Genomic DNA, 22,870 nt, shown 5'->3' with positions numbered 1-22,870 from the left:
CACTGTGCTTGTCGCACAACGAGCTTGCTGCATTACAGAAAGGTCACAAAATGAGCACGGTCCATTCATCAATCGATCACCACCCCGATCTGTTGGCCCTGCGCGCGAATTACGAGCGCGTCGCCGAGTCGACGAGTGCGCATGTCACCTTCGGCGTGGCCCTGCTGACGGGCCTGTACGTCGCCGCGTCGCCGTGGATCGTCGGGTTCAGCGCGACGGCACCGCTCGCCACGTCCGACCTCATCGCGGGGCTCGCGGTGGCATTCCTGGCGTACGGGTTCGCCACGGCGCTGGACCGCGCGCACGGCATGACCTGGACGCTGCCGGTGCTCGGCGTCTGGCTCGTCGTGTCGCCGTGGGCCCTGCGCGGTTTCGAGCCGACGACGGGCATGATCTGGTCGAACGTCGTCGCGGGTGCGCTGCTGACGGTCGTCGGCCTCAACGCCGCCTATTTCGGCATGCGCACGCGCGAGGCGGCGACCCGGGGCTAGCCGCAGACCGCGCCGATCGCCGCCGAGCTGACCAGCTTGACGTACTTGGCCAACACCCCGGTCTTGTAGCGGGGCGGCGGAGGGCTGAAATCCCTTCGCCGTGACTCGAATTCGGCCGGATCGGCGAGCACGTCCAGGGTGCGGCCGGCCACGTCGAGGCGGATTTGGTCGCCGTCGCGCAGCAGGGCGATGGGTCCGCCGTCGACGGCCTCCGGCGCGACGTGTCCCACGCACAGCCCGGTCGTGCCGCCGGAGAACCGGCCGTCGGTCAGCAGCAGCACGTCCTTGCCCAGCCCGGCGCCCTTGATCGCACCGGTGATGGCGAGCATCTCGCGCATGCCGGGGCCGCCCTTGGGGCCCTCGTAGCGGATCACCACGGCGTCGCCCTTGGTGATGGTGCCGTCCTCGAGGGCGTCCAGCGCGGCGCGCTCGCCGTCGAAAACCCTTGCGGTGCCTTCGAACACGTCGGAGTCGAACCCGGCCGTCTTGACCACCGCGCCTTCGGGAGCCAGTGATCCGTGCAGGATGGTGATGCCGCCGGTCGGGTGGATCGGGTTGTCCAGGGCCCGCAGCACCTTGCCGTCCGGGTCGGGCGGTGCGATGGCGGCCAGGTTGTCGGCCACGGTCCGGCCGGTGACCGTCAGGCAGTCGCCGTTCAGCAGGCCCGCGTCCAGCAGCGCCTTCATGATCACCGGCACGCCGCCGATGTGGTCGACGTGGGACATGACATGCCGGCCGAACGGCTTGACGTCGGCCAGGTGCGGCACCTTCGACCCGATCCGGCTGAAGTCGTCGAGGGTGAGCGCGACTTCGGCCTCGTGGGCGATGGCCAGCAGGTGCAGCACCGCGTTCGTCGAGCCGCCGAACGCCATCACCACCGCGATCGCGTTGTCGAAGGCCTCCTTGGTGAGGATGTCGCGCGCGGTGATGCCGCGCCGCAGCAGCTCGACGACGGCCTCGCCGCTGCGGCGCGCGAACCCGTCGCGGCGCCGGTCGGTCGCCGGCGGCGCGGCGCTGCCCGGCAGCGACATGCCGAGCGCCTCGGCGGCGCTGGCCATGGTGTTGGCGGTGTACATGCCGCCGCACGCGCCCTCGCCCGGGCAGATCGCCCGCTCGATGGCGTCGACGTCCTCGCGGGGCATCAGGCCGCGGGCGCACGCGCCCACCGCCTCGAACGCGTCGATGATCGTGACCTCACGCTCGCTGCCGTCGGACAGCTTGGCCACCCCCGGCAGGATCGAGCCGGCGTAGAGGAACACGGCCGCCAGGTCCAGCCGCGCGGCGGCCATCAGCATGCCGGGCAGCGACTTGTCGCAGCCGGCCAACAGCACCGAGCCGTCGAGCCGCTCGGCCTGCATCACGGTCTCGACGCTGTCGGCGATCACCTCGCGGGACACCAGCGAGAAATGCATCCCCTCGTGCCCCATCGAGATGCCGTCGGAGACCGAGATGGTGCCGAACTCGAGGGGGTAGCCGCCGGCCGAGAACACGCCCTCCTTGACCGCCGTGGCGAGCCGGTCCAGCGAGAGGTTGCACGGCGTGATCTCGTTCCAGGACGACGCGACCCCGATCTGCGGCTTGGCGAAGTCCTCGTCGCCCATGCCGACGGCGCGCAACATGCCCCGGGCGGCGGCCTTCTCCAGGCCGTCGGTGACGTCACGGCTGCGCGGTTTGATGTCGGCATCCCTTTTCGGTGGCGCCGAATCCGTGGGTGTGGCCTGCCCTGAATTCATCGTGCAAGTATGCCGGGGCGATCGCCCCCGCAGACGCGCGGGTCATACCCCGTCGGGGTATGGGGTAGACTCGAGCGGTGACGAGCGCACACGGATATTCGCAGCAGAAGGACAACTACGCCAAGCGGCTGCGGCGCATCGAGGGACAGGTGCGCGGGATCGCGCGGATGATCGAGGAAGACAAATACTGCATCGACGTCCTCACCCAGATCAGCGCCGTCAACAGCGCCCTGCGCTCGGTGGCGCTGAACCTGCTCGACGAGCACCTGGGCCACTGCGTCACGCGCGCGGTGGCCGAGGGCGGCGACGATGCCGACGAGAAGCTGGCCGAGGCGTCGGCAGCGATCGCGCGCCTGGTGCGGTCCTGACCGCTCGTCGGTGGGCGTGTTGAACCGCTAACTCGCGGGAACCTATTGTTGCGGTGCGTACGGTAGGTGCAGCGTGATCTCGCCCAGCAGCCTTGCCCGGCCGATTGCGTGCCCAACCGATGACCGCCATGACTGCCGCCACCAGCACCGCCGCGCGAACGTGGACGCCACGGGTCGCGGCGCAGCTGACCGTGCTGGCCGCCGCGGCGTTCACCTACGTGACGGCCGAACTCCTGCCGGTGGGCGCCCTGTCGGCGATCGCGCGGAACCTGCACGTCAGCGTGGTTCTGGTCGGGACGCTGCTGTCCTGGTACGCGCTGGTGGCGGCCCTGTCGACGTTCCCGCTGGTGCGCTGGACGGCGCACTGGCCGCGCCGGCGCGCGCTGGTGTTCAGCCTGGTCTGCCTGACCGTCTCGCAGCTCATCTCGGCGCTGGCGCCCAACTTCGCGGTGCTGGCCGTCGGGCGGGTGTTGTGTGCGGTGACCCACGGGCTGCTGTGGTCGATCATCGCCCCGATCGCCACCCGGCTGGTGCCGCCCAGCCATGCGGGGCGCGCCACGATGTCGATCTACGTCGGCACCAGCCTGGCGCTGGTGATCGGCAGCCCGCTCACCGCCGCCATGAGCCTGATGTGGGGCTGGCGGCTGGCCGCGGTGTGCATTACGGCCGCCGCGGCCGTCGTCACCGTGGCGGCCTGGCTGTTGCTGCCCGAGCTGGTGCTCACCGACGATCAGCTCAAATGCGTGGGTCCGCGGGCGCGGCACCACCGCAACCGCCGGCTGATCATCGTCAGCCTGATCACCATGGTCGGGGTCACGGGCCACTTCGTGTCCTACACGTACATCGTGGTGATCATCCGCGACGTCGTCGGCGTGCGCGGGCCCAATCTCGCCTGGGTGCTGGCCGCCTACGGCGCCGCCGGCGTGGTGGCCGTGGGTTTGGTGGCGCGCCCCCTGGACCGGCGGCCCCGCGGAGCCGTCCTACTCTGCATGGCCGGCTTGACCGCCGCGTTCGTGGTGCTGACCGCGCTCGCGTTCGGCGGCGCGCCGGCGGCGGTGACCGCCCTGACGGGGACGGCCGCGATCGTCCTGTGGGGCGCGATGGCCACCGCCGTGTCGCCGATGATGCAATCCGCCGCGATGCGCAACGGGGCCGACGACCCGGACGGCGCGTCGGGCCTGTACGTGACGGCGTTTCAGGTCGGCATCATGGCCGGCTCGCTGGCCGGCGGGCTGCTCTACGAGCGCAGCGTCGCGCTGATGCTGACCGCCTCGGCGGCCCTGATGGCCACCGCCCTGGTCGCCATGGCGGCCAACCGGCAGACGCTCGACGTAGCCGCGGCAACCTCACGCAATTCATAGCTGCGCAGCTCAAGAGCGTAAACCACGTGGCGGGCCGCCCGCCGACGGCCTCGGCGGAGGTAGCTGGCCAGCTCGCTATGCCACACTGTTTCGTTAGATGGCGACTGGAGGGATGCATATGTCGAAGGGCCTCTTCGCGGCGCTGAAGGCAGCCGGAGTGGCGTCAATGCTCGGTGTGCTGGTGCTGAGCGCCGGCCCCGCGCTGGCGGACCCTGACCCCGCCCCCGGCGACCCGGGCGTCGTCGCCGCGCCTCCCGGACCGCCGTCGCCGCCGCCGGCGCCGGCCGACCCCCTGGCGGCCCCGCCACCGGCGCCATGGATGCCCTTCCCCGGTGCCGCGCCCGCGGCCGCGGGTCCCGCCGCCGGGCAGAACCCGACGGCCTTCACCGGCACCCCGCCGTTCGGTCCGCCGTCGTTCGTCCCGAAGCCCGGGTCGACGGTGGGTGTGGGCCAGCCGATCATCATCAACTTCCCCGGGACCGTCGAGGACGCGGGCGCGGCCATCGACGCCGTGCACGTGATGTCGACCCCGCCGGTGCCGGGCAAGTTCTACTGGATGACGCCGACCCAGCTGCGCTGGCGCCCGCTGAGCTTCTGGCCCGCCCACACCGCGGTGACCGTCGACGCCGGCGGCACCGTGATGAGCTTCCAGACCGGGGACACACTGATCGCCACGGCCGACGACGCCACGCATCAGCTGACCGTCACCCGCAACGGCACCGTGGAGAAGACCTTCCCGATGTCGATGGGCATGACGTCCGGCAACCACCAGACGCCCAATGGCACCTACTACGTGCAGGACAAGAAGGCGTCGGTGGTGATGGACTCCTCGACCTACGGGGTCCCGGTCAACTCGACCTACGGCTACAAGGTGACGGTCGAGGACGCGGTCCGCTTCGACAACGTCGGCGACTATGTGCACAGTGCGCCATGGTCGGTGGACGACCAGGGCAAGCGCGACGTCAGCCACGGCTGCATCAACATCAGCCCGTCCAACGCGCGGTGGTTCTTCGACAACTTCGGTCCCGGTGACCCGATCGTCGTGAAGAACTCCACCGGCGGCGACTACAAGAAGAACGACGGGTCCGCCGACTGGATGTCGTGACGGGCGTAGCCGAGCAGTCACAAAAGCCCCCTTTTCGCCTACGAATGGGGGGCTTTTGCGACTGCCGGGCCCCTTTCGCGGGCCCGGGGGTTATGTATAGCATCATACATATGCGCAGCCCACGCGAGCGGATGGTGGTTTCCGCCGCGCTGCTGATCAGGGAGCGCGGCGCGCATGCCACCGCCATCTCGGACGTCCTCGAGCACAGCGGCGCGCCGCGCGGCTCGGCCTACCACTACTTCCCCGGCGGGCGGACGCAGCTGCTCTGCGAGGCCGTCGACTACGCCGGCGAGCACGTGGCCGCCGTCATCGACGAGGCCGGCGGCGGCCTGGAACTGCTGGACACGCTCATCGACAAGTACCGCCGCCAGCTCTTGGAGACCGACTTCCGCGCCGGCTGCCCCGTCGTCGCGGTCTCCGTCGAGGCCGGCGAGCAGTCCGACCGCGAGCGGATGGCGCCGGTGGTCGAGCGCGCGGCCGCGGTGTTCGACCGGTGGTCGGACCTGATCGCCCAGCGCCTCATCGCCGACGGCATCGCGCCGGACCGCGCCCACGAGCTCGCGGTGCTGACGACCTCGGCGCTGGAGGGCGCGATCGTCCTGGCCCGGGTGCGGCGCGACCTCACCCCCCTCGATGTCGTCCACCGCCAGCTGCACCGACTGCTCGTCACCGAGCTCGCCGAAGGGAACGCGCCATGACGACAACTGAAAAGACCACCACCGACTGGCAGCCCACCGCCTGCATCCTCTGCGAATGCAACTGCGGCATCGTGGTCCAGGTCGAAGACGGCCGGCTGGCCCGCATCCGGGGCGACAAGGCGCACCCCGGGTCGCAGGGCTACACCTGTAACAAGGCGCTGCGGCTCGACCACTACCAGAACAACCGCGCCCGCCTGACCGCGCCGATGCGCCGCCGCCCCGACGGAACCTTCGAGGAAATCGACTGGGACACCGCGATTGTCGAGATCGCCGAGGGGTTCAAGCAGATCCGCGACACCTACGGCGGCGACAAGATCTTCTACTACGGCGGCGGGGGTCAGGGCAATCACCTCGGCGGCGCCTACAGCGGGGCGTTCCTCAAGGCGCTCGGGTCGAGGTACCGGTCAAATGCGTTGGCGCAGGAGAAGACCGGCGAGGCGTGGGTCGACGCCCAACTGTACGGCGGGCACACCCGCGGCGAGTTCGAGCACGCCGAGGTGTCGGTGTTCGTCGGCAAGAACCCGTGGATGTCCCAGAGCTTCCCGCGCGCCCGCGTGGTGCTCAACGAGATCGCCAAGGACCCGGCGCGCTCGATGATCGTGATCGACCCGGTGCTCACCGACACCGCGAAGATGGCCGACTTCCACCTGCGGGCGCGGCCCGGAACCGACGCGTGGTGCCTGGCGGCGCTGGCCGCGGTCCTCGTCCAGGAAAACCTTTGCAACGAGGTGTTTCTCGCCCAGCACGTGCACGGCGCCGACGCCGTGCGCGCCGCGCTGCGCGACGTCCCGGTCGCCGGCTACGCGCAGCGCTGCGGGGTCGACGAGGAACTGCTGCGCGCGGCGGCGCGGCGCATCGGCACCGCCGGCAGCGTCGCGGTGTTCGAGGACCTCGGGGTGCAGCAGGCGCCCAACAGCACGCTGTGCTCCTACCTGAACAAGATGCTGTGGATCCTGACCGGCAACTTCGCGAAAAAGGGCGGCCAGCATCTGCATTCGTCGTTTGCGCCGCTGTTCAGCACCGTCTCTGGCCGCACGCCCGTCACCGGTGCGCCCGTCATCGCCGGGTTGATCCCCAGCAACGCGGTGCCCGAGGAGATCCTGACCGATCACCCCGACCGGTTCCGGGCCATGATCGTCGAAAGCGCGAATCCCGCGCATTCCCTGGCCAATTCGGCCGCGTGCCGGGAAGCCTTCCAAAGCCTCGAGCTGATGGTCGTCGTCGACGTCGCGATGACCGAGACCGCCCGGCTGGCCCACTACGTGCTGCCCGCGGCGTCGCAGTTCGAGAAGTGCGAGGCCACCTTCTTCAACTTCGAGTTTCCCGCCAACACTTTCCAGTTGCGCCGGCCGCTGCTGCCGCCGTTGCCGGGCACGCTGCCCGAGCCGGAGATCTGGGCGCGGCTGGTGCGCGCGCTCGGCGTGCTCGACGATGCCGAGTTGCGCCCGCTGCACGAGGCCGCGCGGCGCGGCCGCCAGTCCTACACCGAGGCGTTCCTGACCGCGGTGGCGAGCAACCCGACGATGGCGAAACTGGTTCCGTATGTTCTCTACGAGACGCTGGGTCCGACGCTGCCCGACGGGTTGGCCGGCGCGGCCGCCGCGTGGGGGCTGGCCCAGAAGACAGCGATGGCCTACCCCGAGGCCGTGCGGCGGGCCGGCCACGCCGACGGCAACGCGCTGTTCGACGCGATCCTCGACAACCCGTCGGGCGTCACCTTCACCCGGCACGAGTACCAGGACGACTTCGTCCTGATCGGCCACGCCGACCACAAGATCGCGCTGGAGATCCCCGAAATGCTCGACGAGCTAAGGGCCTTGGCCGCGACGCCGGCCCGGCTGACCACACCGGAGTTTCCGATCGTGCTGTCGGTGGGGGAGCGGCGCGCCTACACCGCCAACGACATCTTCCGCGACCCGTCCTGGCGCAAACGCGATGCCGACGGGGCGCTGCGGGTCAGCGTCGAGGACGCGCAGGACCTCGGACTGGTGGACGGTGCACGGGCCCGCATCAGCACCGCGGCCGGCAGCGCCGAGGCGACGGTCGAGATCACCGAGACCATGCTCGCCGGGCACGCTTCCCTGCCCAACGGTTTCGGCCTGGACTACGTCGACGACGACGGCAACGTCGTCACGCCCGGTGTCGCCCCGAACGCGCTGACGTCCACCCAATGGCGCGACCCCTACGCCGGCACGCCCTGGCACAAGCACGTGCCCGCCCGCATCGAATTGTGCCGAGCAGACACAAAAATTCCCGTTTGACGGCGTGTCGCGGCGCTTTTGCGTCTGCTCGCCAGATAAGGCGGCCTAGTTCCAGATGCGCACGCGCCGCCCGGGCTCCAGGTACAGGGCGTCACCCTCGGCCACGCCGAAGGCGTCGTAGAAGGCGTCCATGTTGCGGACGACGCCGTTGCAACGGAACTCCGGCGGCGAATGCGGGTCGACCGCCAGGCGCCGGATCGCTTCCGCGTCACGGGATTTGGTGCGCCACACCTGGGCCCAGCCGTAGAACACGCGCTGCACGCCGGTGAGTCCGTCGATGACGGGGGCGGGCTCGCCGTTCAGCGACAACTGGTAGGCGAGCAGCGCAATCGACAACCCGCCGAGGTCGCCGATGTTCTCGCCCACGGTGAAGGCGCCTTGAACATGGGGCGGGCCCTGATGTTCGGCGAGTGCTCGCGGCACGTACGCGTCGTACTGCTCGATCAGCGCCCTGGTGCGGGCGCCGAACTCGGTGCGGTCGTCGTCGGTCCACCAGTCGACCAGGTTGCCGTCGCCGTCGTACTTGGCACCCTGGTCGTCGAAGCCGTGCCCGATCTCGTGACCGATCACCGACCCGATGCCGCCGTAGTTGGCGGCGTCGTCCGCCTCGGCGTCGAAGAACGGCGGCTGCAAAATGGCCGCGGGGAAGACGATTTCGTTCATGCCCGGGTTGTAGTACGCGTTGACGGTCTGCGGCGTCATGAACCACTCGTCGCGGTCCACCGGACCGCCGAGCTTGGCCAGCTCGCGGTCGTGATTGACCGCGTACCCGCGCCGGTAGTTGCCGTACAGGTCGTTGCGGTCGATCACCAGCGCGGAGTAGTCCCGCCACTTGACCGGGTAGCCGACCTTGGCGGTGAACTTCTCCAGCTTCCTCAGCGCGCGCTCGCGGGTCTGCGGCGTCATCCAGTCCAGCTCGCTGATGGACTCCCGGTACGCGGCCTTGAGGTTGTCCACCAGGGCGTCGATGCGGGCCTTGGCGCCCGGCGGGAAATGTCGCTGCACGTACAGCTTTCCGACCGCGTCGCCCAACAGGCTCTCCACCAGCGACACCGCGCGCTTCCAGCGCTCGCGGATCTGCTCGGCGCCGGTCAGCAGGCGGCCATAGAACTCGAAGTCGGCGGCGACCAGCTCATCGGTCAGCCAGGACGCGCGGGCGCGGATCACCCGCCACCGCGCCCAGAGCTTCCAGTCCTCGATGTCCTCGCTGTCCCACAGCGCCGCGAACGCGGCCAGGTAATCCGGTTGGCGCACAACCACTTCCGCGAGGGCGTCGCGCGTGCTGCCCAGCGCCGCCGCCCAGCCGGCCCAGTCGAAACCGGTTGCCTCGTCCCGCAACTCGGCGAAGGCGCGCAGGTTGTAGCTCAGGTCGGCGTCGCGGCGCTTCACCACGTCCCAGTGCGCGGCCGCGAGTTTGCTCTCCAGCGCCACGATACGGGCCGCGGCGTCCGCGTGATCGCCGCCGACGACCAGGCCGAACATCCGCGCGATATGCCCCGGGTACGCGGCGAGCACGGCGGCGTGCCGCTCCTCACGGAAGTACGACTCGTCGGGCAGTCCGATCCCCGACTGCGAGAAGTGCATCAGGTAGCGGGCCGAGTTCTTGGCGTCGGTGTCCACGTAGAACGCCACGCCGCCGCCGACACCGGTGCGTTGCAGGGCGCCGAGCACCGCGGCCAGGGCGTCGGGGTCCGCGCAGTCGTCGATCAGGGCCAGTTCGTCGAGCAGCGGCGCCAGGCCGCGGCGCTCGACGGCTTGTTCGTCGAGGAAGCTGCCGTAGAGGTCACCGATGCGTTGTTCGTCGCTGCCCGCCGGGGCGCCCTGCCGGCCGGCCTCCTCGATCAGGTCGCGAACCTGTTCCTCGGCGCGGTCGAACAGCTGCCGGAACGCGCCGTCGGTCGCCCGGTCCGGGGGGATCTCGTAGTCGGCCAGCCAGCGGCCGTTGACATGGCCGAACAGGTCGTCCTGGGGGCGGGCGTTCGCGTCGACAAAGCTCAGGTCTAATCCCGATCGGATGGCCTCTACAGTCACCCCGCCATCCTGCCAGCTTCTTTTGGGTGCAACGATCGCCCATGTCCGCCGACGCCGACGAGGTCGACTCCGAAGACGACGTCGAATCCGAGGACGACGTCGAGTCCGAAGCCGGCGCCCCAGGGCCCGGACCGGGCGGCCGCATCTTTTCCCCGTACGGCATCGCGTCGACCGTGCTGGGCGTGCTGGCGGTGGCCGCGGTGGTGTTCTGCTACCTCATCTGGTCGGCGCACCGCGACGAGCTGGGCGAGCGGGCCTATCTGACCCGCGTCATGCAGACCGCCGCCGAGTGGACCGGCGTGCTGATCAACATGAACAGCGGCAACATCGACTCGAGCTTGCAGAAGCTGCACGACGGCACCGTCGGGGAGCTCAACACCGACTTCGACGCGGCCGTGGAGCCCTACCGGCAGGTGGTGCAGAAGCTGCAGTCGCAGAGCGCCGGGCGGATCGAGGCGGTGGCGATCGAAACGGTGCGCCGCGACCCGGACACCCAGCCGGGGGGCGGCAGGCCTCCCCGGGAGGTGGTCACCACCAAGCTGCCGCCGTTCGCCAGCCGGACGGACTCGGTGATGGTGGTCGCGACGTCGGTCAGCGAGAACGTCGGGGCCAAGCCGCAGGTGGTGCACTGGAACCTGCGCCTCGACGTCTCCGACGTGGACGGCAAGCTGATGATCTCCGGGCTGGGATCCATCCGATGAGAAACCTGTGGCGGCTGCTGGCCTTCGACATCGCGGCGCCGCTGGCCGCCGTCGCCGCCCTGCTGGCGATCGGGGTGGTTCTCGGCTGGCCGGTGTGGTGGGTCGCGGGGTGCACGGCGCTGCTGGTGCTGATCGCCGAGGGCGTCGGCGTCAATTTCTGGTTGCTGCGCCGCGATTCGGTCAGCGTCGGCACCGACGACGACGCGCCGGGGCTGCGGCTGGCCGTGGTGCTGCTGTGCGCGGCGGCCCTGTGCGCGGCGGTGCTGACCGGCTATACGCACTGGACGAGGGCGGACCGCGACTTCAAGAAGGATTCCCGGGAGGTGGTGTCGGTCGCGACCGGGATGGCCGAGGCGATGGCGTCGTTCACCCCCGGCGCGCCGGCCAGCTCCCTCGACCGGGCCGCGGCGCTGATGATGCCCGAGCAGGCGGCCGCCTTCCGCGAGCAGTACCAGAAGTCGAGCGCAGACCTGGCCCAGCACAACGTCACCGCCCAGGCCGCGACGCTGGCGGCCGGGGTAGAGGCCCTCGGGCCGTCGGCGGCCAGCGTGGCGGTGATCCTGCGGGTGACGCAGAACGCGCCCGGCCAGCCGCCCACACAGGTCGCTCCCGCGTTGCGGTTGACCCTGGCCAAGAAGGGCGGCACCTGGCTGGTGGCCGACGTGCGGCCGATCAACTCCCGTTGATCAGTTGGATTCGGTCGACCGCGCGGACTTGACCTTGACGAACCGGTCCGACAGCCGGCGCATCCGGATCATCAGCGCCGACGTCGGGCTGATGCTGCCGTCCAGGTAGGTGGCCAGGTCCTCGGACGACACCCCGATGCGCGACGCGAATTCCTGCTCGCCCAGGCCGGACCGGTCGATCAGCAGCCGCACGTGGCGCGCCACCTCGGCGCGTTCGTTGGCCTCCAGGTGGGTGCGGGCGCGCTCCAGCACCTCCCACAGCGCCTTGGAGATGCCGTAGGGCCGCGTCCCCTCGAGGACCTCCTCGACCTGGCGGGCCGTCCGGCCGTACGGATCGCGCTTCAGCGCGGCGGCGATGCGCTTCCAGGTCGCGATGTCACCGCCCTGCAGGGCCGAGCGGATGGCGGCCGTCGGCCAGAACTCCACCGGCTGCTCGGGGTCCTGAAAAGGTTCCGGAGGTGCCCCGTTGGGGCTGCGCCGTTCGCCGGCGGGCGGCTGGGGCGGCGGCGCCGGGCGTCGCTCGGATGCCAACGTCACCTCGCCTCCTCCAGCATCGCTACGGCCACCGACAGGCAGCGCTGCCGGACATCTTCCCAGTTTGCCCTGGCGTCGGGCTCCGACCACCCGTTGTCGCCCAAATCGGACGGATGCGGATCCGCGAGCCGGCGGACCAGCTGCGTCGCCATCCACTCCCGCCTGGGCGTTTGACACCAGTAATACCTGTCCATGCCGGAGAGCACCACCGCGGCGGTCTGCGGCTCCACGGTGTCCACCATGTCAGCAAATTCGGCGTAATCGCGGCTGCTGTTACGGCACATGATCAGGTAGCCCTTGAGCCGCAGCGCCTCCGCGCCGGTCGGGACGAGCAGGCGGTCACCGGTGGGCAGCTGCACGTTGGTGGTTTCCACCGGGCTGCGCCGCTCGTATCGCGGGGGGTCGCACTCCTCGACGCCGGTCTCCAGCGCGTCGATGGCGACCGACAGCCGTCCCCGCCACAGCGTGACGGGATGAACGGGGCGGTCCCCCGCGATCGCGCGGGCGATGCCGTTGCGCGACGCCCGGCCGACGGCCGGCTTCTTGGCGCCCGGGTGACCGTTGCTGCCGTTCCTGGCCGCCGGGCTCACGTCGGCCCCCGCCTCGTCGTCGATGTTGACCTGGTGCGGAATCTGCCCGGGGCCGAGCCCCCGGCTCCCGGCGGGGCCTTTCTCAAAGCCGGCGTGGCCCGCCGTGCCGTTGCGGCCGCAGCCGGTGAAGGCCAGCGGGTCGGCCACGCAAATGGCGTCGGGCGCAAGGTGTTTGAGCTTCGCGGCCGACTTGAGCACCATGCGCAGGTCGGCGCTGGGCGCCGCCAGCGCGGAGATGTCGTCGGGGATGACCACCACGTCGCCGAGGTCGACCTCGGGCAGCGGCCTGTCGAAGTCGACCGACGGCAAGATGCGGCGCAGCCAGTCGGGCAGCCACCAGTTCCACTGGGCGAACATCGCCATCAGCGCAGGGACCAGGACGAGCCGCACCACCGTGGCGTCCACCGCGATCGCGACGGCGCACGCCACGCCGATCTCGGCCACCAGCGGCATACCGGCGAACGCGAAGCCGATGAACACCGCGATCATGATCAAGGCGGCGCTGGTGATCGTGCGGGCGCTGGTGCTCACGCCGTAGGCGACCGCGTCGCGGGTGTTCCCGGAGTGCAGGAAGCGCTCCCGGATGCGGGTGAGCAGGAAGATCTCGTAGTCCATCGACAGCCCGAACGTCATCGCCAGCACCAGCGGCGGGACGGTGCTGTCGATCGAGCTGATCTGGGTGAAACCCAGGCCCCGCAACCAGCCCCACTGGAAGACCATCACCAGGCTGCCGTAGGCGGCGGCGACGGACAGCAGCGTCATCAGGACGCCCTTGAACGCCAAGAACACCGAGTGGATGGAGATCAGCAGCATCACGAAGGCGATCAGCGCCACGAAGAGCAGCACGAACGGCTCGGTTTGCGACACCCGGTCGTCGAAGTCCTTGATCAGCGCGGTCGGGCCGCCGACGTCGACCCGCGCCGTGCCCGGGTCGGGCACCTTGGACAGCTGCACGCGCATCCAGCCGACGGTGTCGCGGGCCTTCATGTCCTCGGGGTCCACCGACAATACCGCCGACAGCAGTGCGCTCCCATTGTCCTCGGCGAATTGCGGCGGCGACACCGAGACGATGTTGGGGGCCTGCGTCATCTTCTGGCGGATCGCGGCGACCGTCTGGCTGTGCTCGGGTGAGGCGGCGCCGCCGTCGGGAAAGCTGATCAGCACCCGGATCGGCCCCAGCGCGCCGGGCCCGAGCGCCTGCGCCGCCGCGCCGACCCCGGCCCGGATCTCATGCGACGAGTCGAACTGGCGCAGCAGGCTGTTGCCCAGCACCATCGATCCCGCCGGCACGGCCATCAGCAGCAGCACCACCGACGCCGCCACCGCCGACGCCCACGGGCGACGCATCACCCAGCCGATCCAGCGATTCCAGAACCGGGACTGGCTGCCCTCGGGCTGGCGCGACCAGTGGAAGAGGCGCGAGCGCTTGGCGGCCGCCCGGCCGAAGGTCGCCAGCACCGCCGGCGTCAGGGTGGCCGCCGAGAGCATCGCGACCGCTACGGCCAGGATCGCGCCGGTGGCCATCGACTTCAGCGCCGGGGTGTTGATGATGTAGATGCCGGTCAGGGAGGCGACGACGGTCATCCCCGACAGCACCACCGCCAGCCCGGAGGTGGCCATCGCGGCGTCGACGGCCTCGTTCGGCTGGCGGCCGGCGCGCAGTTCCTCGCGGAAGCGCATCAGGATGAACAACGAATAGTCGACGGCGAGCGCGATGCCGAACATCGACACCGTCGACGTCACGAACACCGACATGGTGGTGTACGTCGACAACAGGTAGACCAGGCCCATCGTGACCACGACGGTGCAGGCGCCGAGGGCCAGCGGGATGGTCGCGGCGGCCAGCGAACCGAACACCGCCAGCAGGACGATCAGGATGATCGGCAGGTTCCATTTTTCGGCGGCGGCGATGTCGTGCTTGGTGTTCGCCGCCGCCGCGGCGCTCAGTGCGCCCTGGCCGATCACGTAGAGCCGCACCCGGCCGTTGGCGGTCTGGCCCGACTGGTCGCCCCTGACACCGACCTTCCGTTGCAGCTGCTTGGCGAGGTCGCTGGTGCCGGCGTTGCGCGCGTCCAGCCGCAGCGACACCACGTACGGACGGTCGGGCTGCGGCGGTCGCTGGCCGGGGTTGGGCACCTCGGTGACGCCGGGGAACTCGCCGGCGACCTGCCGCAGCATCGCGACCGCGTCGTTGATGTCGGCGTAGCTGGCGTCCGGTCGCGGGGCCGCGACCAGCGCCAACGACGATGCGCCCTGGTCGTGGTAGAGATCCTCGAGCTGATCGTGCACGGCCAGCGACTGGGACCCGGCCACCTCGAAACCGCCGCCGGTGAGGTTTCCCGACTCCGACATCGCCAGATACACCGCGGGCACCAATGCCAGCAACCAGCCTGTGAAGACCAACCAGCGGTACTTACGCAGGCTGCGACTGACGCGCATCATGAACTGCTGGATTTCGTCACTCCCCGGGCTCTCGCGCAATGCGTGCAGGCGAGAATACCGCAGCAGCCTGTGGATTATGTCGGCTTATCTGGTTCCTGAGCTGCGCAGACACGGACGTTGCCAAGCCGCCACAAAGTCGTTGTGAACCGGTGACCAAGCGGGATGTCGGTCACACGAGGTGGCAGGGCCCTGTCGGGGATGGCAGGATGTCCGATGGCCGCGCGGGGGGAGCGGGGAACCCCGCCGGGAAAAGCCGTTCATGCCAACCGTTTGCGGGGCGTTCAGGACGCCGCGCGCCTCCGCAAACTAAGGAGTGACCCATGCTGACCGTCACCGCGACCGCGCGCCGCAGGCTGCTGGCCGGGCTGATCGCCGCCGCCGCACCCGGCGCCGCTCTCGCAGTTCTGGCCGGGCCGCCCGCGACGGGCGCCAACGACCCGTGCGCGGCCAGCGAGGTCGCCCGCACGATCGGTGCTGTCTCGAAGTCCATGGGGGACTACCTGGACTCGCATCCCGAGACCAACCAGGCGATGACGACGATGTTGCAGCAGCAGGCCGGGCCACAATCCCTCACCGGGCTGAAGTCCTATTTGGAGGCCAACCCCAAGGTCGCCGGCGACATGACGTCGCTCGCGCAGCCATTGACCAACATCTCGACGCAGTGCAAGCTGCCGATCACCATCCCGCAGGCGATGGGCATGATGCAGCAGGCACAGGGCGCGGCCGGCGGGCTGCCGGCGCTGCCCGGCAACCCCGCGGCCGCCCCGCCCGCGGCCGCCCCGCCCGCGGCCGGCACCCCGGGCGGCACGCTGCCCGGCGTCACGATCGGCGGACCGCGACCGAATAACGTCGGCTAGAAAGCCGGCCCAACGCCGGGCTCCGGCTGCCGCTCGGGCGGCGGCAACGGGCCCTGCAGGGCGGCCTCGGTCGGGTCGAAGGCCGGGTCGTGACGCACCACGGGCAACGGACCGGTGATGGGGTCGTCGCCGTCGGAGTCGCCGCCGTTCTCGGTGCGGAACACGAAGAAGAACACCACCCAGCCGACGGCGGAGATGAGCAGCCAGCTGATCAGCCGGTAGATGAGCATCGCGGAGATGGCGTTCGGCAACGACATCCCGCTGGACACCAGGCCGGGCACGAGCACCGCCTCGACGACCAGCAGGCCGCCCGGCATCAGCGGAATGGTGCCGACCGCGCGGGCCGCCGCGTACGCGACCGTCAGCCCGGCCACCGACGCGTGGTCGCCGGCGGCGTAGGCGGCGAAGCCGAGGCAGGCCACGTCCGCGATCCAGTTGAACATCGACCAGCTGAAGGCCACGCCGAGGTCGCGGCGGCCCAGGCTCACCGATTCGAGCTGCGTGAGCGTCTCGCGCCACCGGTCCAGGCCGGTGTCGGCCGGCTTGCCCCGGACGGAGTTGAACCACGACAACACCCGGCTGCCGATGCCCTCGATCAGCTCCGGCCGCGACGCCACCGCCTGGGCCAGCAGCAGCAGCGCGACGAAGCCACCCAGCGTGAACAGCAGCGTGAACGGGTTGTTCTTGGCGCCCAGGAACAACGCGCCGCCCAGGCCGAGCAGCGCCAGCCCTACCGCCTGCAGCACGCCGGACATCACCAACTGCCACGAGGCCACCACGGTCGAGGCGCCCCAGATCCGCTGCTGGCGCAGCAGGAACGTCGCCGACAGCACCGGGCCGCCGGGCAGCGTGGTGCTCAGCGAGTTGGCCGCATAGAACGCGGCCTCCGACCGCCATTGCTTGACGTGCACGCCGGCCGATCCCAGCAGGGTGCGCTGGATCTGCGCGAAGCTGTGCATCGACGCCACCGACGCCAGCACCGAGGCGATCAGCCACCACCAGTTGGCCTCGTACAGGCTCATCCAAGCCTTGGCCAGCTGATTCCAGCCGAGCGAAATCTCGACAGCAAGCACGACCGCGACGATGGCCAGGATGGCCCAGCGCACCCACCAGTATCTGCCGCGCGGGGGAGCTTCACGCGTCAGTTCGAGCTTGCGGGCGGGTGCGTGGTGCGGCACGTGCTTTAGGGTAACCGCGCAGGTGGCGCGGCCCGCCGGGCGCGGCTCCGACTGTGTCAGGGTCGTTCCGGGGTCGTAACCGGATCGTGCCGGGCCGGAGGATTTCCGGGGGGATGCGGGCGCCGACCGGCCGCGGCGGCGCCCGCTAGGCTGGCCCGATGCCGGCAAACCTCGACCACGCCTCGGAGGCTGAGTCAGTCGAACCCCTGGTCCGTAAGGCCGCGGCGTGGGCCTGGCGTTTGCTCGTCATCCTGGCCGCGGTCGTCGCCTTGCTGTGGGTGGTGAAGAAGCTCGAAGTCATCGTTGTCCCGGTGTTGCTGGCGCTCATGATCAGCGCTTTGCTGGTTCCGGCGGTTGACTGGATCGACAAGAGGGGCCTGGCCCGCGGCGCCGCGGTGGCGCTGGTCCTGCTGGGCGGATTCGCCGTCTTCGGCGGCATCCTGGCGTTCGTCATCGTGCAATTCGTCTACGGCCTGCCCGACCTGACCGACCAGATCACCCACAGCATCGACTCCACCCGCCGGTGGCTGATCGAGGGTCCGCTGCATCTGCGGGGCGAACAGATCTCCAACGCGGGCAACGCCGCGACCCAGGCGCTGCGCAACAACCAGTCGAAGCTGACCAGCGGCGCGCTGGCCACCGCGGCCACCATCACCGAGCTCGTCACCGCCGCCGTGTTGGCCCTGTTCACGCTGATCTTCTTCCTCTACGGCGGGCGCAACATCTGGCAGTACGTCACCAAGATCTTCCCGGTCGGCGTCCGGGACAGGGTGCGCGAGGCGGGCAACGCCGGCTACGGATCGCTGATCGGCTACGTGCGGGCCACCTTCCTGGTCGCCCTTACCGACGCGGCCGGCGTCGGGACGGGGTTGGCGATCATGGGCATCCCGCTGGCGCTGCCGCTGGCCTCGCTGGTGTTTCTGGGCGCCTTCATCCCCCTGGTGGGTGCGGTGATCGCCGGCTTCCTGGCCGTGGTGGTGGCCCTGCTGGCGAAGGGCGCGGTCTACGCGCTGATCACCCTTGGTTTGCTGGTCGCGGTCAACCAGCTCGAAGCGCATTTGCTGCAGCCGCTGGTGATGGGCCGGGCGGTGTCGATCCATCCGCTGGCGGTGGTGCTGGCCATCTCCACCGGTGGCGTGCTCGCCGGGATCGTCGGCGCCCTGCTGGCCGTTCCGACGGTCGCGTTCCTCAACAATGCGATCCAGGTGTTGCTCGCCCCGAATCCGGCCGCCGAGGCCGAAAAGCAGGCCGAGGGTGACGAGGCGGGCGTGGTCGTGCAGGCGGAACCCGACGAGCCGGGAGACGGGCCCTGAGCCCTTACAGCCGTCCCTCGCGCCGCAGCAGGTCCTGGGCGCTGACCCCCGCGCCGCCCCCGCCGCCCCGGCGACGCGGACGCGAATCGTCGCCACTGTCGCCATTGTCGCTCTGGCCGCCGTGCTCGTTGTGGCCGCGCGCGTTGAGCTGCTCGGTGGCCGCGTCGGAATCGGTGGCGCCGGACCGCATGACCGGGAGGGCGGCGGTGGGGTCGGCCGGGTCGCCGCTGTTGTCCCCGGAGTGGCTGGTGGGGACGGGGATCGCCCGGGTCTGACCGCTGGACGGGGGCGCAGGCGGCCGGGGCGCCGCGGGCCCGGTGCCGGTCGGCGCCGCGAGGCGCGCCGTCTTGGCGTCGGCCGGTTGGGCCGGCCTGGCCTGCATCCGGGTGGTGTCGGCGCGGGACGGCTCGCCGGCCGGGGGTTCCTGAGCCGGCCTCGGCTCCGGGGGGCCCACCCGCGACGGCTCCAGCGCACCCGGGTGCGTGGGGTCGTGCGGCGCGCGCGGCGTCGCGGCGACCAGGCTGGCGGCCGCGACCGGGGGCCTGGCTGGGCGCCCGTTGAGCGTGGGGCGCTTGCGCTCGTCGGGCAGGTCGATCTCGCCCAGCCCGAGCCGGTTCTGCAGGCGCCGGGCCCAGCGCGGCGCCCACCAGCAGTCGTCGCCGAGCAGCTTCATCACCGAAGGCACCAGGAACATCCGGACCACGGTCGCGTCCAGCAGCAGCGCGGCCATCAGGCCGAAGGCCAGATATTTCATCAGCACCAGGTCGGAGAACACGAACGACGCTGCGACCACGGCGAGGACCAGCGCGGCGGCCGTGATCAGGCGGCCGGTGGTCGCGGTGCCGATCCGGATGGCCTCGGCGGTGGACATGCCGCGCTCGCGCGCCTCGACCATGCGGGAGACCAGGAACACCTCGTAGTCGGTGGCCAGGCCGAAACCCACCGCGACGACCAGCGCGATCAGCACCACCATCAGCGGTGTCGGGGTGAAGTTCAGCCACGTGGAGAAGTGCCCGTCGACGAAGATCCACGTCAGGATCCCCAGGGTGGATCCCAGCGTCAGCGCGCTCATCACCACCGCCTTGATCGGCAGCACGAACGAGCCGAACGCCAGGAACATCAACACGGTTGTGGCGCCGAGCAACAGGACCAGCATCAGCGGCGCCTTGTCGAACAGGCTGTGAATGCTGTCCTGCTCGAGCGCCGGCGTGCCGCCCACCAGCAGGGTGAGGCCCTTCGGCGGGGGTATGGCGCGCAGTTCGGTGATCTTCTTGGCGGCGTCACCGCGATTGGACAACCCGTTCTGGATGACCCGTATCGAGTCGTCTTTGGGCTGTGACGTCCCGTTCGGGCCGTTGACGCAGGGATTGCCGGCGATGGTGGGGCACGGCCGCTCCTGCCACGTCTTGTCGGTGAACCCGGTGATCGGCGCGAGCTTGTTGCGGATGTCCGCGACCTGCTGGTCGGTGACCTTGCTGCCGTTGTTGCTCTTGATGACCATCGTCAACTGCTCGGTCCGGTACCCGGGGAACAGCTTGTCGAAGTGCTCCTGCGCCAGCCGGACGGAGTTGTTCGGCGGCAGGTACTTCTCGCTCATGCCGCCGAAGGACAGGTTGCCCAGCGGGATCACCAGCAGGATCATCGCGACGGCGATGGGGATGGCGAACATCAGCGGGCGCTTCATCACGAAGTTGACCAGCTTGCCCCAGAACCCGGCCTCGACCTCCTCGCGGGTCTTGGTCTTCTGCAGCCGGTCGGCGAGCCAGTTCAGGTAGGCGCGCGACACCTTCCAGTTGCGCAGGAACGGGACGCGGAAAGCCGTCCGCACGCCCAGCGCGTCGACGTGCCGGCCGAGGATGCCCAGGCAGGCCGGGAGCAGCGTGATCGACAGGATCGCCGCAAGCCCCACCGCGGCGAAGATCGCATAGGTCAGCGAATGGACGAAGCCCTGCGGCAGCGCGAGCAGGCTGGCGCTGGACGCGATGATCAGCACCGCCGAGAAGGTGACGGTCCGGCCCGCCGTCATGACGGTTCTTCGCACGGCGGCCTCGGTGTCGTAGCCCTCGGCGATCTCCTCGCGGAACCGGCTCACCACGAAAAGCCCGTAGTCGATCGCGATACCCAGGCCGATCAGCGAGACCACCGGCTGGGCGAAATAGTGCACCGGCCCGAACATCGCGATGAACCGCAGGATGCCCAGCGCGCCCGCGATGCTCAGCCCGCCCACCATCACCGGCAGGCCGGCGGCGATCGCCCCGCCGAACACCAGGAACAGCACCACCGTCACCGCCGGCAGCGCCAGCACCTCCATGCGGCGCTGGTCGGTGGCGATGGTGCCGGTCAGGGCGTTGGCGATCGGCTCGAGGCCGGCGAGCTGGACGGTGCCGCCGTCGAGCTTCTGCAGGTCGGGCGCGATCGTCTTGTAGTTGTTGAGGATCGTGTCGTCGTCGTCGCCCTTGAGCGGGATGGACACGAAGGTGTGCTTCTTGTCCTCGGTGGCCATCCCCTTGATCAGCGGGGGCGCGTCGGCGGGGTTGGCCACCGCGAGCCAGCCCGCCCACCCGACGACCTGGTTCGGGTGGTCGTTCTTGAACTTGTTCAGCTCGTCGACGATCTTCTGGTGCCACGCCGGGTCGTCCACGGTCTTGCCGTCGGGCGCCGTGAAGGTGGCGACGATGTGGCTCGTGCGATCGCGGCCGTACGTCTGGTCGCCCAGCACCGAGGCTTTGACGGATTGGCTGCCGTCGTCGTAGAAGCCGCTCTGCGTGACGTGCTTGCCCAGGCTCATGCCGAAGACGCCGCCGCCGAGGCACAGGGCCACCATGACCCCGATCACGATGTACCGATAGCGGTACACGGTTCGACCCCACCAGGCGAACACGTAAGCTCCTTACTGGATCGCTAGCGACCCGCGCTGTGCTTCTTTCGGTTTTTTGACGCCAGTCTCACACACGCGTGGTCAACAGGGCGGACAGCGGCCGGAACGGCTGCAGCCACGCCCCCTGATCAGGCAGCGAATCCAGGCCGATCCGTGGCAACGGTTCCCGGAAAACACCGTTGATGTCTTCCAGGTCGACGAAGTCCAAGGTATCCGACGCTAGCGCCCAACTCGCGTGTTCACGAAATCCGATCACCTGCACGGCCACCCCGGCCCGCGCGATGTCCTCCAGGGGCTGGCGGAACGCCTGGCCGTCGGCGGAGGCCACCACCAGCGCCGCGAGCCCCTCCCGGTGCCGCTGCGCGATGTGGGCCAGCATGTCGCGGTCCACGTCGCTGTCCTCGTCGATCTTCGGCTTGGCGAACACGGCGAACCCCACGTTACGCAGCGCGTCCACCCACGGCCGCACGACTTCGGCGCTGCCCGGCGCGATGTTGGTGAAGACGGTCGCCTCGGGTTCGATGACCACGCCGGGCCGCCCCGAGCTGACCTCCGCGGTGCGCGCCAGCAGCCAGCGGCCGAGGGCGTCGAAACGCGGACGTTCCAGGGCCGTCGGGCGCCGGCCGAGGATGGAGCCCAGGCCCATGTCGAGGTTGGGCGCGTCCCAGACCAGCAGGACGCGGCCTGCCGGCGGTTCGAAGCTGCTCAGGCCCTCGGCGGACAGCACCGCCGGTGCGTCCAGCGGTGCCTCTTCCGGGGCCGCTGTGGTTTCTTCCGTCAGGCTCATGTCACTGCCTCTTTCAGCCTTGTGCAGCCTTTATCCAGACGAATTCGTTCACGACGCTGCCCGCTTCTTGGGCCTTGGTCTCGTACTTGGTGGTGGGCCGGGCGACCGAGATCGGCAACGCGGCGCCCGGGTCGGCACGCCGCAGCCGCGGTTCGGCGTCGCCGACCTCGGAGATCTGCTCGGCGTAGCCCTGGTGGTCGGTCGCGGCGTGCAGGACACCACCGGGGAGTAGCCGGTCGGCGATCAGGCCAATCGTGCCCGGTTGCAGAAACCGGCGTTTGTGGTGCCGGGCCTTGGGCCAGGGATCGGGAAAGAAGACCCGCACCCCGGTCAGTGAGCCCGGCTCGATCAGGCGGTCCAGCACGTCGATCGCGTTGCCGCGGATCAGCCGGATGTTGTCGACGCGCTCACGGTCGATCGCGCTCAGCAGCTGCGCCAGCCCGCGGCGGTAGATCTCCACCGCGATCACGTCGATGTGGGGCTCGTCCTTGGCCATCGCCAGGGTGGATATGCCGCTGCCGCAACCGATTTCGAGCACCACCGGTGCGCGGCGGCCGAACCACGCCTCGGTGTTCAGCGGCTCCGTGCGCCGGGGAGCGCCCTCCGCGGGGGTGCCGACCGAGATGCCCAGTTCCGGCCAGAGCCGCTCCCACGTCTCGCGCTGGGCCCCGGAAAGCGCCGAACGCCGCGAGCGGAAGCTCGTGGCCGGGAGGTGGCGCTGATCGGGGCGGTCCCGATCGGGCGGCCCCGGGACCGCCCCCACTCCTGTCTCCAGGCCAGCCTCCGATCCCACCGGCGCGTCGGGACACGTCCCGACCCCGGGTTGCGCATGCATTTGTCCATGGTGGCCCATGAA

The 22,870-nt window shown here is 70.1% G+C and carries 18 protein-coding genes; 10 read left to right on the top strand and 8 right to left on the bottom strand.

Features of this window, described 5'->3' with window-relative positions; all coding sequences use genetic code 11:
- Positions 1-50 precede the first annotated feature (50 nt).
- Positions 51-491: an SPW repeat protein gene (locus tag A5705_RS25295; protein ID WP_067883835.1), complete on the top strand. Its 441-nt coding sequence runs from the start codon at positions 51-53 to the stop codon at positions 489-491.
- On the opposite strand, the gene ilvD is transcribed toward A5705_RS25295, so the two are convergent.
- Positions 488-2,224 (bottom strand): dihydroxy-acid dehydratase, encoded by a 1,737-nt coding sequence (gene ilvD / locus A5705_RS25290; RefSeq protein ID WP_067883834.1) that lies wholly within the window; start codon positions 2,222-2,224, stop codon positions 488-490. The two genes, A5705_RS25295 and ilvD, sit on opposite strands and share 4 nt — an antisense overlap.
- Before the next feature lie 77 nt (positions 2,225-2,301).
- Between ilvD and A5705_RS25285 the strand changes: the two genes are divergently transcribed.
- The 5 genes from A5705_RS25285 to A5705_RS25265 all read left to right on the top strand — a co-directional run bounded on the left by A5705_RS25285 (position 2,302) and on the right by A5705_RS25265 (position 8,017).
- Positions 2,302-2,592, top strand: a complete 291-nt coding sequence (locus A5705_RS25285) for a metal-sensitive transcriptional regulator (protein WP_067883832.1) — start codon at positions 2,302-2,304, stop codon at positions 2,590-2,592.
- 119 nt (positions 2,593-2,711) lie between these two features.
- On the top strand, positions 2,712-3,953 hold the full coding sequence (locus A5705_RS25280; protein WP_067883830.1) for an MFS transporter: 1,242 nt from the start codon (positions 2,712-2,714) through the stop codon (positions 3,951-3,953).
- A 118-nt stretch (positions 3,954-4,071) separates the two neighbouring features.
- A complete protein-coding gene (locus A5705_RS25275; protein ID WP_067883829.1) occupies positions 4,072-5,058 on the top strand; it encodes an Ig-like domain-containing protein in 987 nt (328 codons plus the stop codon).
- Positions 5,059-5,168: 110 nt separating this feature from the next.
- Positions 5,169-5,756: a TetR/AcrR family transcriptional regulator gene (locus tag A5705_RS25270; protein ID WP_068280771.1), complete on the top strand. Its 588-nt coding sequence runs from the start codon at positions 5,169-5,171 to the stop codon at positions 5,754-5,756.
- Positions 5,753-8,017 (top strand): molybdopterin-dependent oxidoreductase, encoded by a 2,265-nt coding sequence (locus A5705_RS25265; protein WP_068280768.1) that lies wholly within the window; start codon positions 5,753-5,755, stop codon positions 8,015-8,017. The genes A5705_RS25270 and A5705_RS25265 overlap by 4 nt, the downstream gene beginning before the upstream one ends.
- Positions 8,018-8,062: 45 nt before the next feature.
- Here A5705_RS25265 and A5705_RS25260 read toward each other — a convergent pair whose 3' ends face one another.
- Positions 8,063-10,048 carry a M13 family metallopeptidase gene (locus A5705_RS25260; protein ID WP_068280762.1) on the bottom strand — a complete coding sequence of 662 codons (1,986 nt, stop codon included), beginning with the start codon at positions 10,046-10,048 and terminating at the stop codon, positions 8,063-8,065.
- Positions 10,049-10,089: 41 nt separating this feature from the next.
- On the opposite strand from A5705_RS25260, the gene A5705_RS25255 reads away from it, so the two are divergent.
- On the top strand, positions 10,090-10,749 hold the full coding sequence (locus tag A5705_RS25255; protein ID WP_067883822.1) for a hypothetical protein: 660 nt from the start codon (positions 10,090-10,092) through the stop codon (positions 10,747-10,749).
- Positions 10,746-11,435 (top strand): hypothetical protein, encoded by a 690-nt coding sequence (locus A5705_RS25250; RefSeq protein WP_068280757.1) that lies wholly within the window; start codon positions 10,746-10,748, stop codon positions 11,433-11,435. Before A5705_RS25255 ends, A5705_RS25250 begins: the two co-directional genes overlap by 4 nt.
- On the opposite strand, the gene A5705_RS25245 is transcribed toward A5705_RS25250, so the two are convergent.
- On the bottom strand, positions 11,436-11,972 hold the full coding sequence (locus A5705_RS25245) for a hypothetical protein (RefSeq protein ID WP_067883818.1): 537 nt from the start codon (positions 11,970-11,972) through the stop codon (positions 11,436-11,438).
- Positions 11,969-15,001 carry an efflux RND transporter permease subunit gene (locus A5705_RS25240; protein WP_067883816.1) on the bottom strand — a complete coding sequence of 1,011 codons (3,033 nt, stop codon included), beginning with the start codon at positions 14,999-15,001 and terminating at the stop codon, positions 11,969-11,971. Before A5705_RS25240 ends, A5705_RS25245 begins: the two co-directional genes overlap by 4 nt.
- Before the next feature lie 320 nt (positions 15,002-15,321).
- On the opposite strand from A5705_RS25240, the gene A5705_RS25235 reads away from it, so the two are divergent.
- Positions 15,322-15,858, top strand: a complete 537-nt coding sequence (locus A5705_RS25235; protein ID WP_068280756.1) for a hemophore — start codon at positions 15,322-15,324, stop codon at positions 15,856-15,858.
- On the opposite strand, the gene A5705_RS25230 is transcribed toward A5705_RS25235, so the two are convergent.
- Positions 15,855-17,036 (bottom strand): TIGR00374 family protein, encoded by a 1,182-nt coding sequence (locus A5705_RS25230; RefSeq protein ID WP_068280754.1) that lies wholly within the window; start codon positions 17,034-17,036, stop codon positions 15,855-15,857. The genes A5705_RS25235 and A5705_RS25230 overlap by 4 nt on opposite strands.
- Positions 17,037-17,194: 158 nt before the next feature.
- Between A5705_RS25230 and A5705_RS25225 the strand changes: the two genes are divergently transcribed.
- Complete coding sequence (locus tag A5705_RS25225; protein ID WP_068280749.1) at positions 17,195-18,349, top strand: AI-2E family transporter; 1,155 nt, start codon at positions 17,195-17,197, stop codon at positions 18,347-18,349.
- 4 nt (positions 18,350-18,353) lie between these two features.
- Here the strand turns inward: A5705_RS25225 and A5705_RS25220 are convergent, their stop codons facing one another.
- The 3 genes from A5705_RS25220 to trmB all read right to left on the bottom strand — a co-directional run bounded on the left by A5705_RS25220 (position 18,354) and on the right by trmB (position 22,867).
- Positions 18,354-21,230: an MMPL family transporter gene (locus tag A5705_RS25220; protein WP_068280747.1), complete on the bottom strand. Its 2,877-nt coding sequence runs from the start codon at positions 21,228-21,230 to the stop codon at positions 18,354-18,356.
- 64 nt (positions 21,231-21,294) lie between these two features.
- Positions 21,295-22,014, bottom strand: a complete 720-nt coding sequence (locus A5705_RS25215) for an NYN domain-containing protein (RefSeq protein ID WP_067883808.1) — start codon at positions 22,012-22,014, stop codon at positions 21,295-21,297.
- Between the two features lie 13 nt (positions 22,015-22,027).
- Positions 22,028-22,867 carry a tRNA (guanosine(46)-N7)-methyltransferase TrmB gene (gene trmB, locus A5705_RS25210; RefSeq protein WP_156738589.1) on the bottom strand — a complete coding sequence of 280 codons (840 nt, stop codon included), beginning with the start codon at positions 22,865-22,867 and terminating at the stop codon, positions 22,028-22,030.
- Positions 22,868-22,870: the final 3 nt, after the last annotated feature.

Origin of the sequence: Mycobacterium sp. E787 (assembly GCF_001668725.1) — a bacterium.
Classification (GTDB): domain Bacteria; phylum Actinomycetota; class Actinomycetes; order Mycobacteriales; family Mycobacteriaceae; genus Mycobacterium.
The sequence above is the reverse complement of the archived record's forward strand: the minus strand, read 5'-3'. Positions and strand labels throughout refer to the sequence as shown.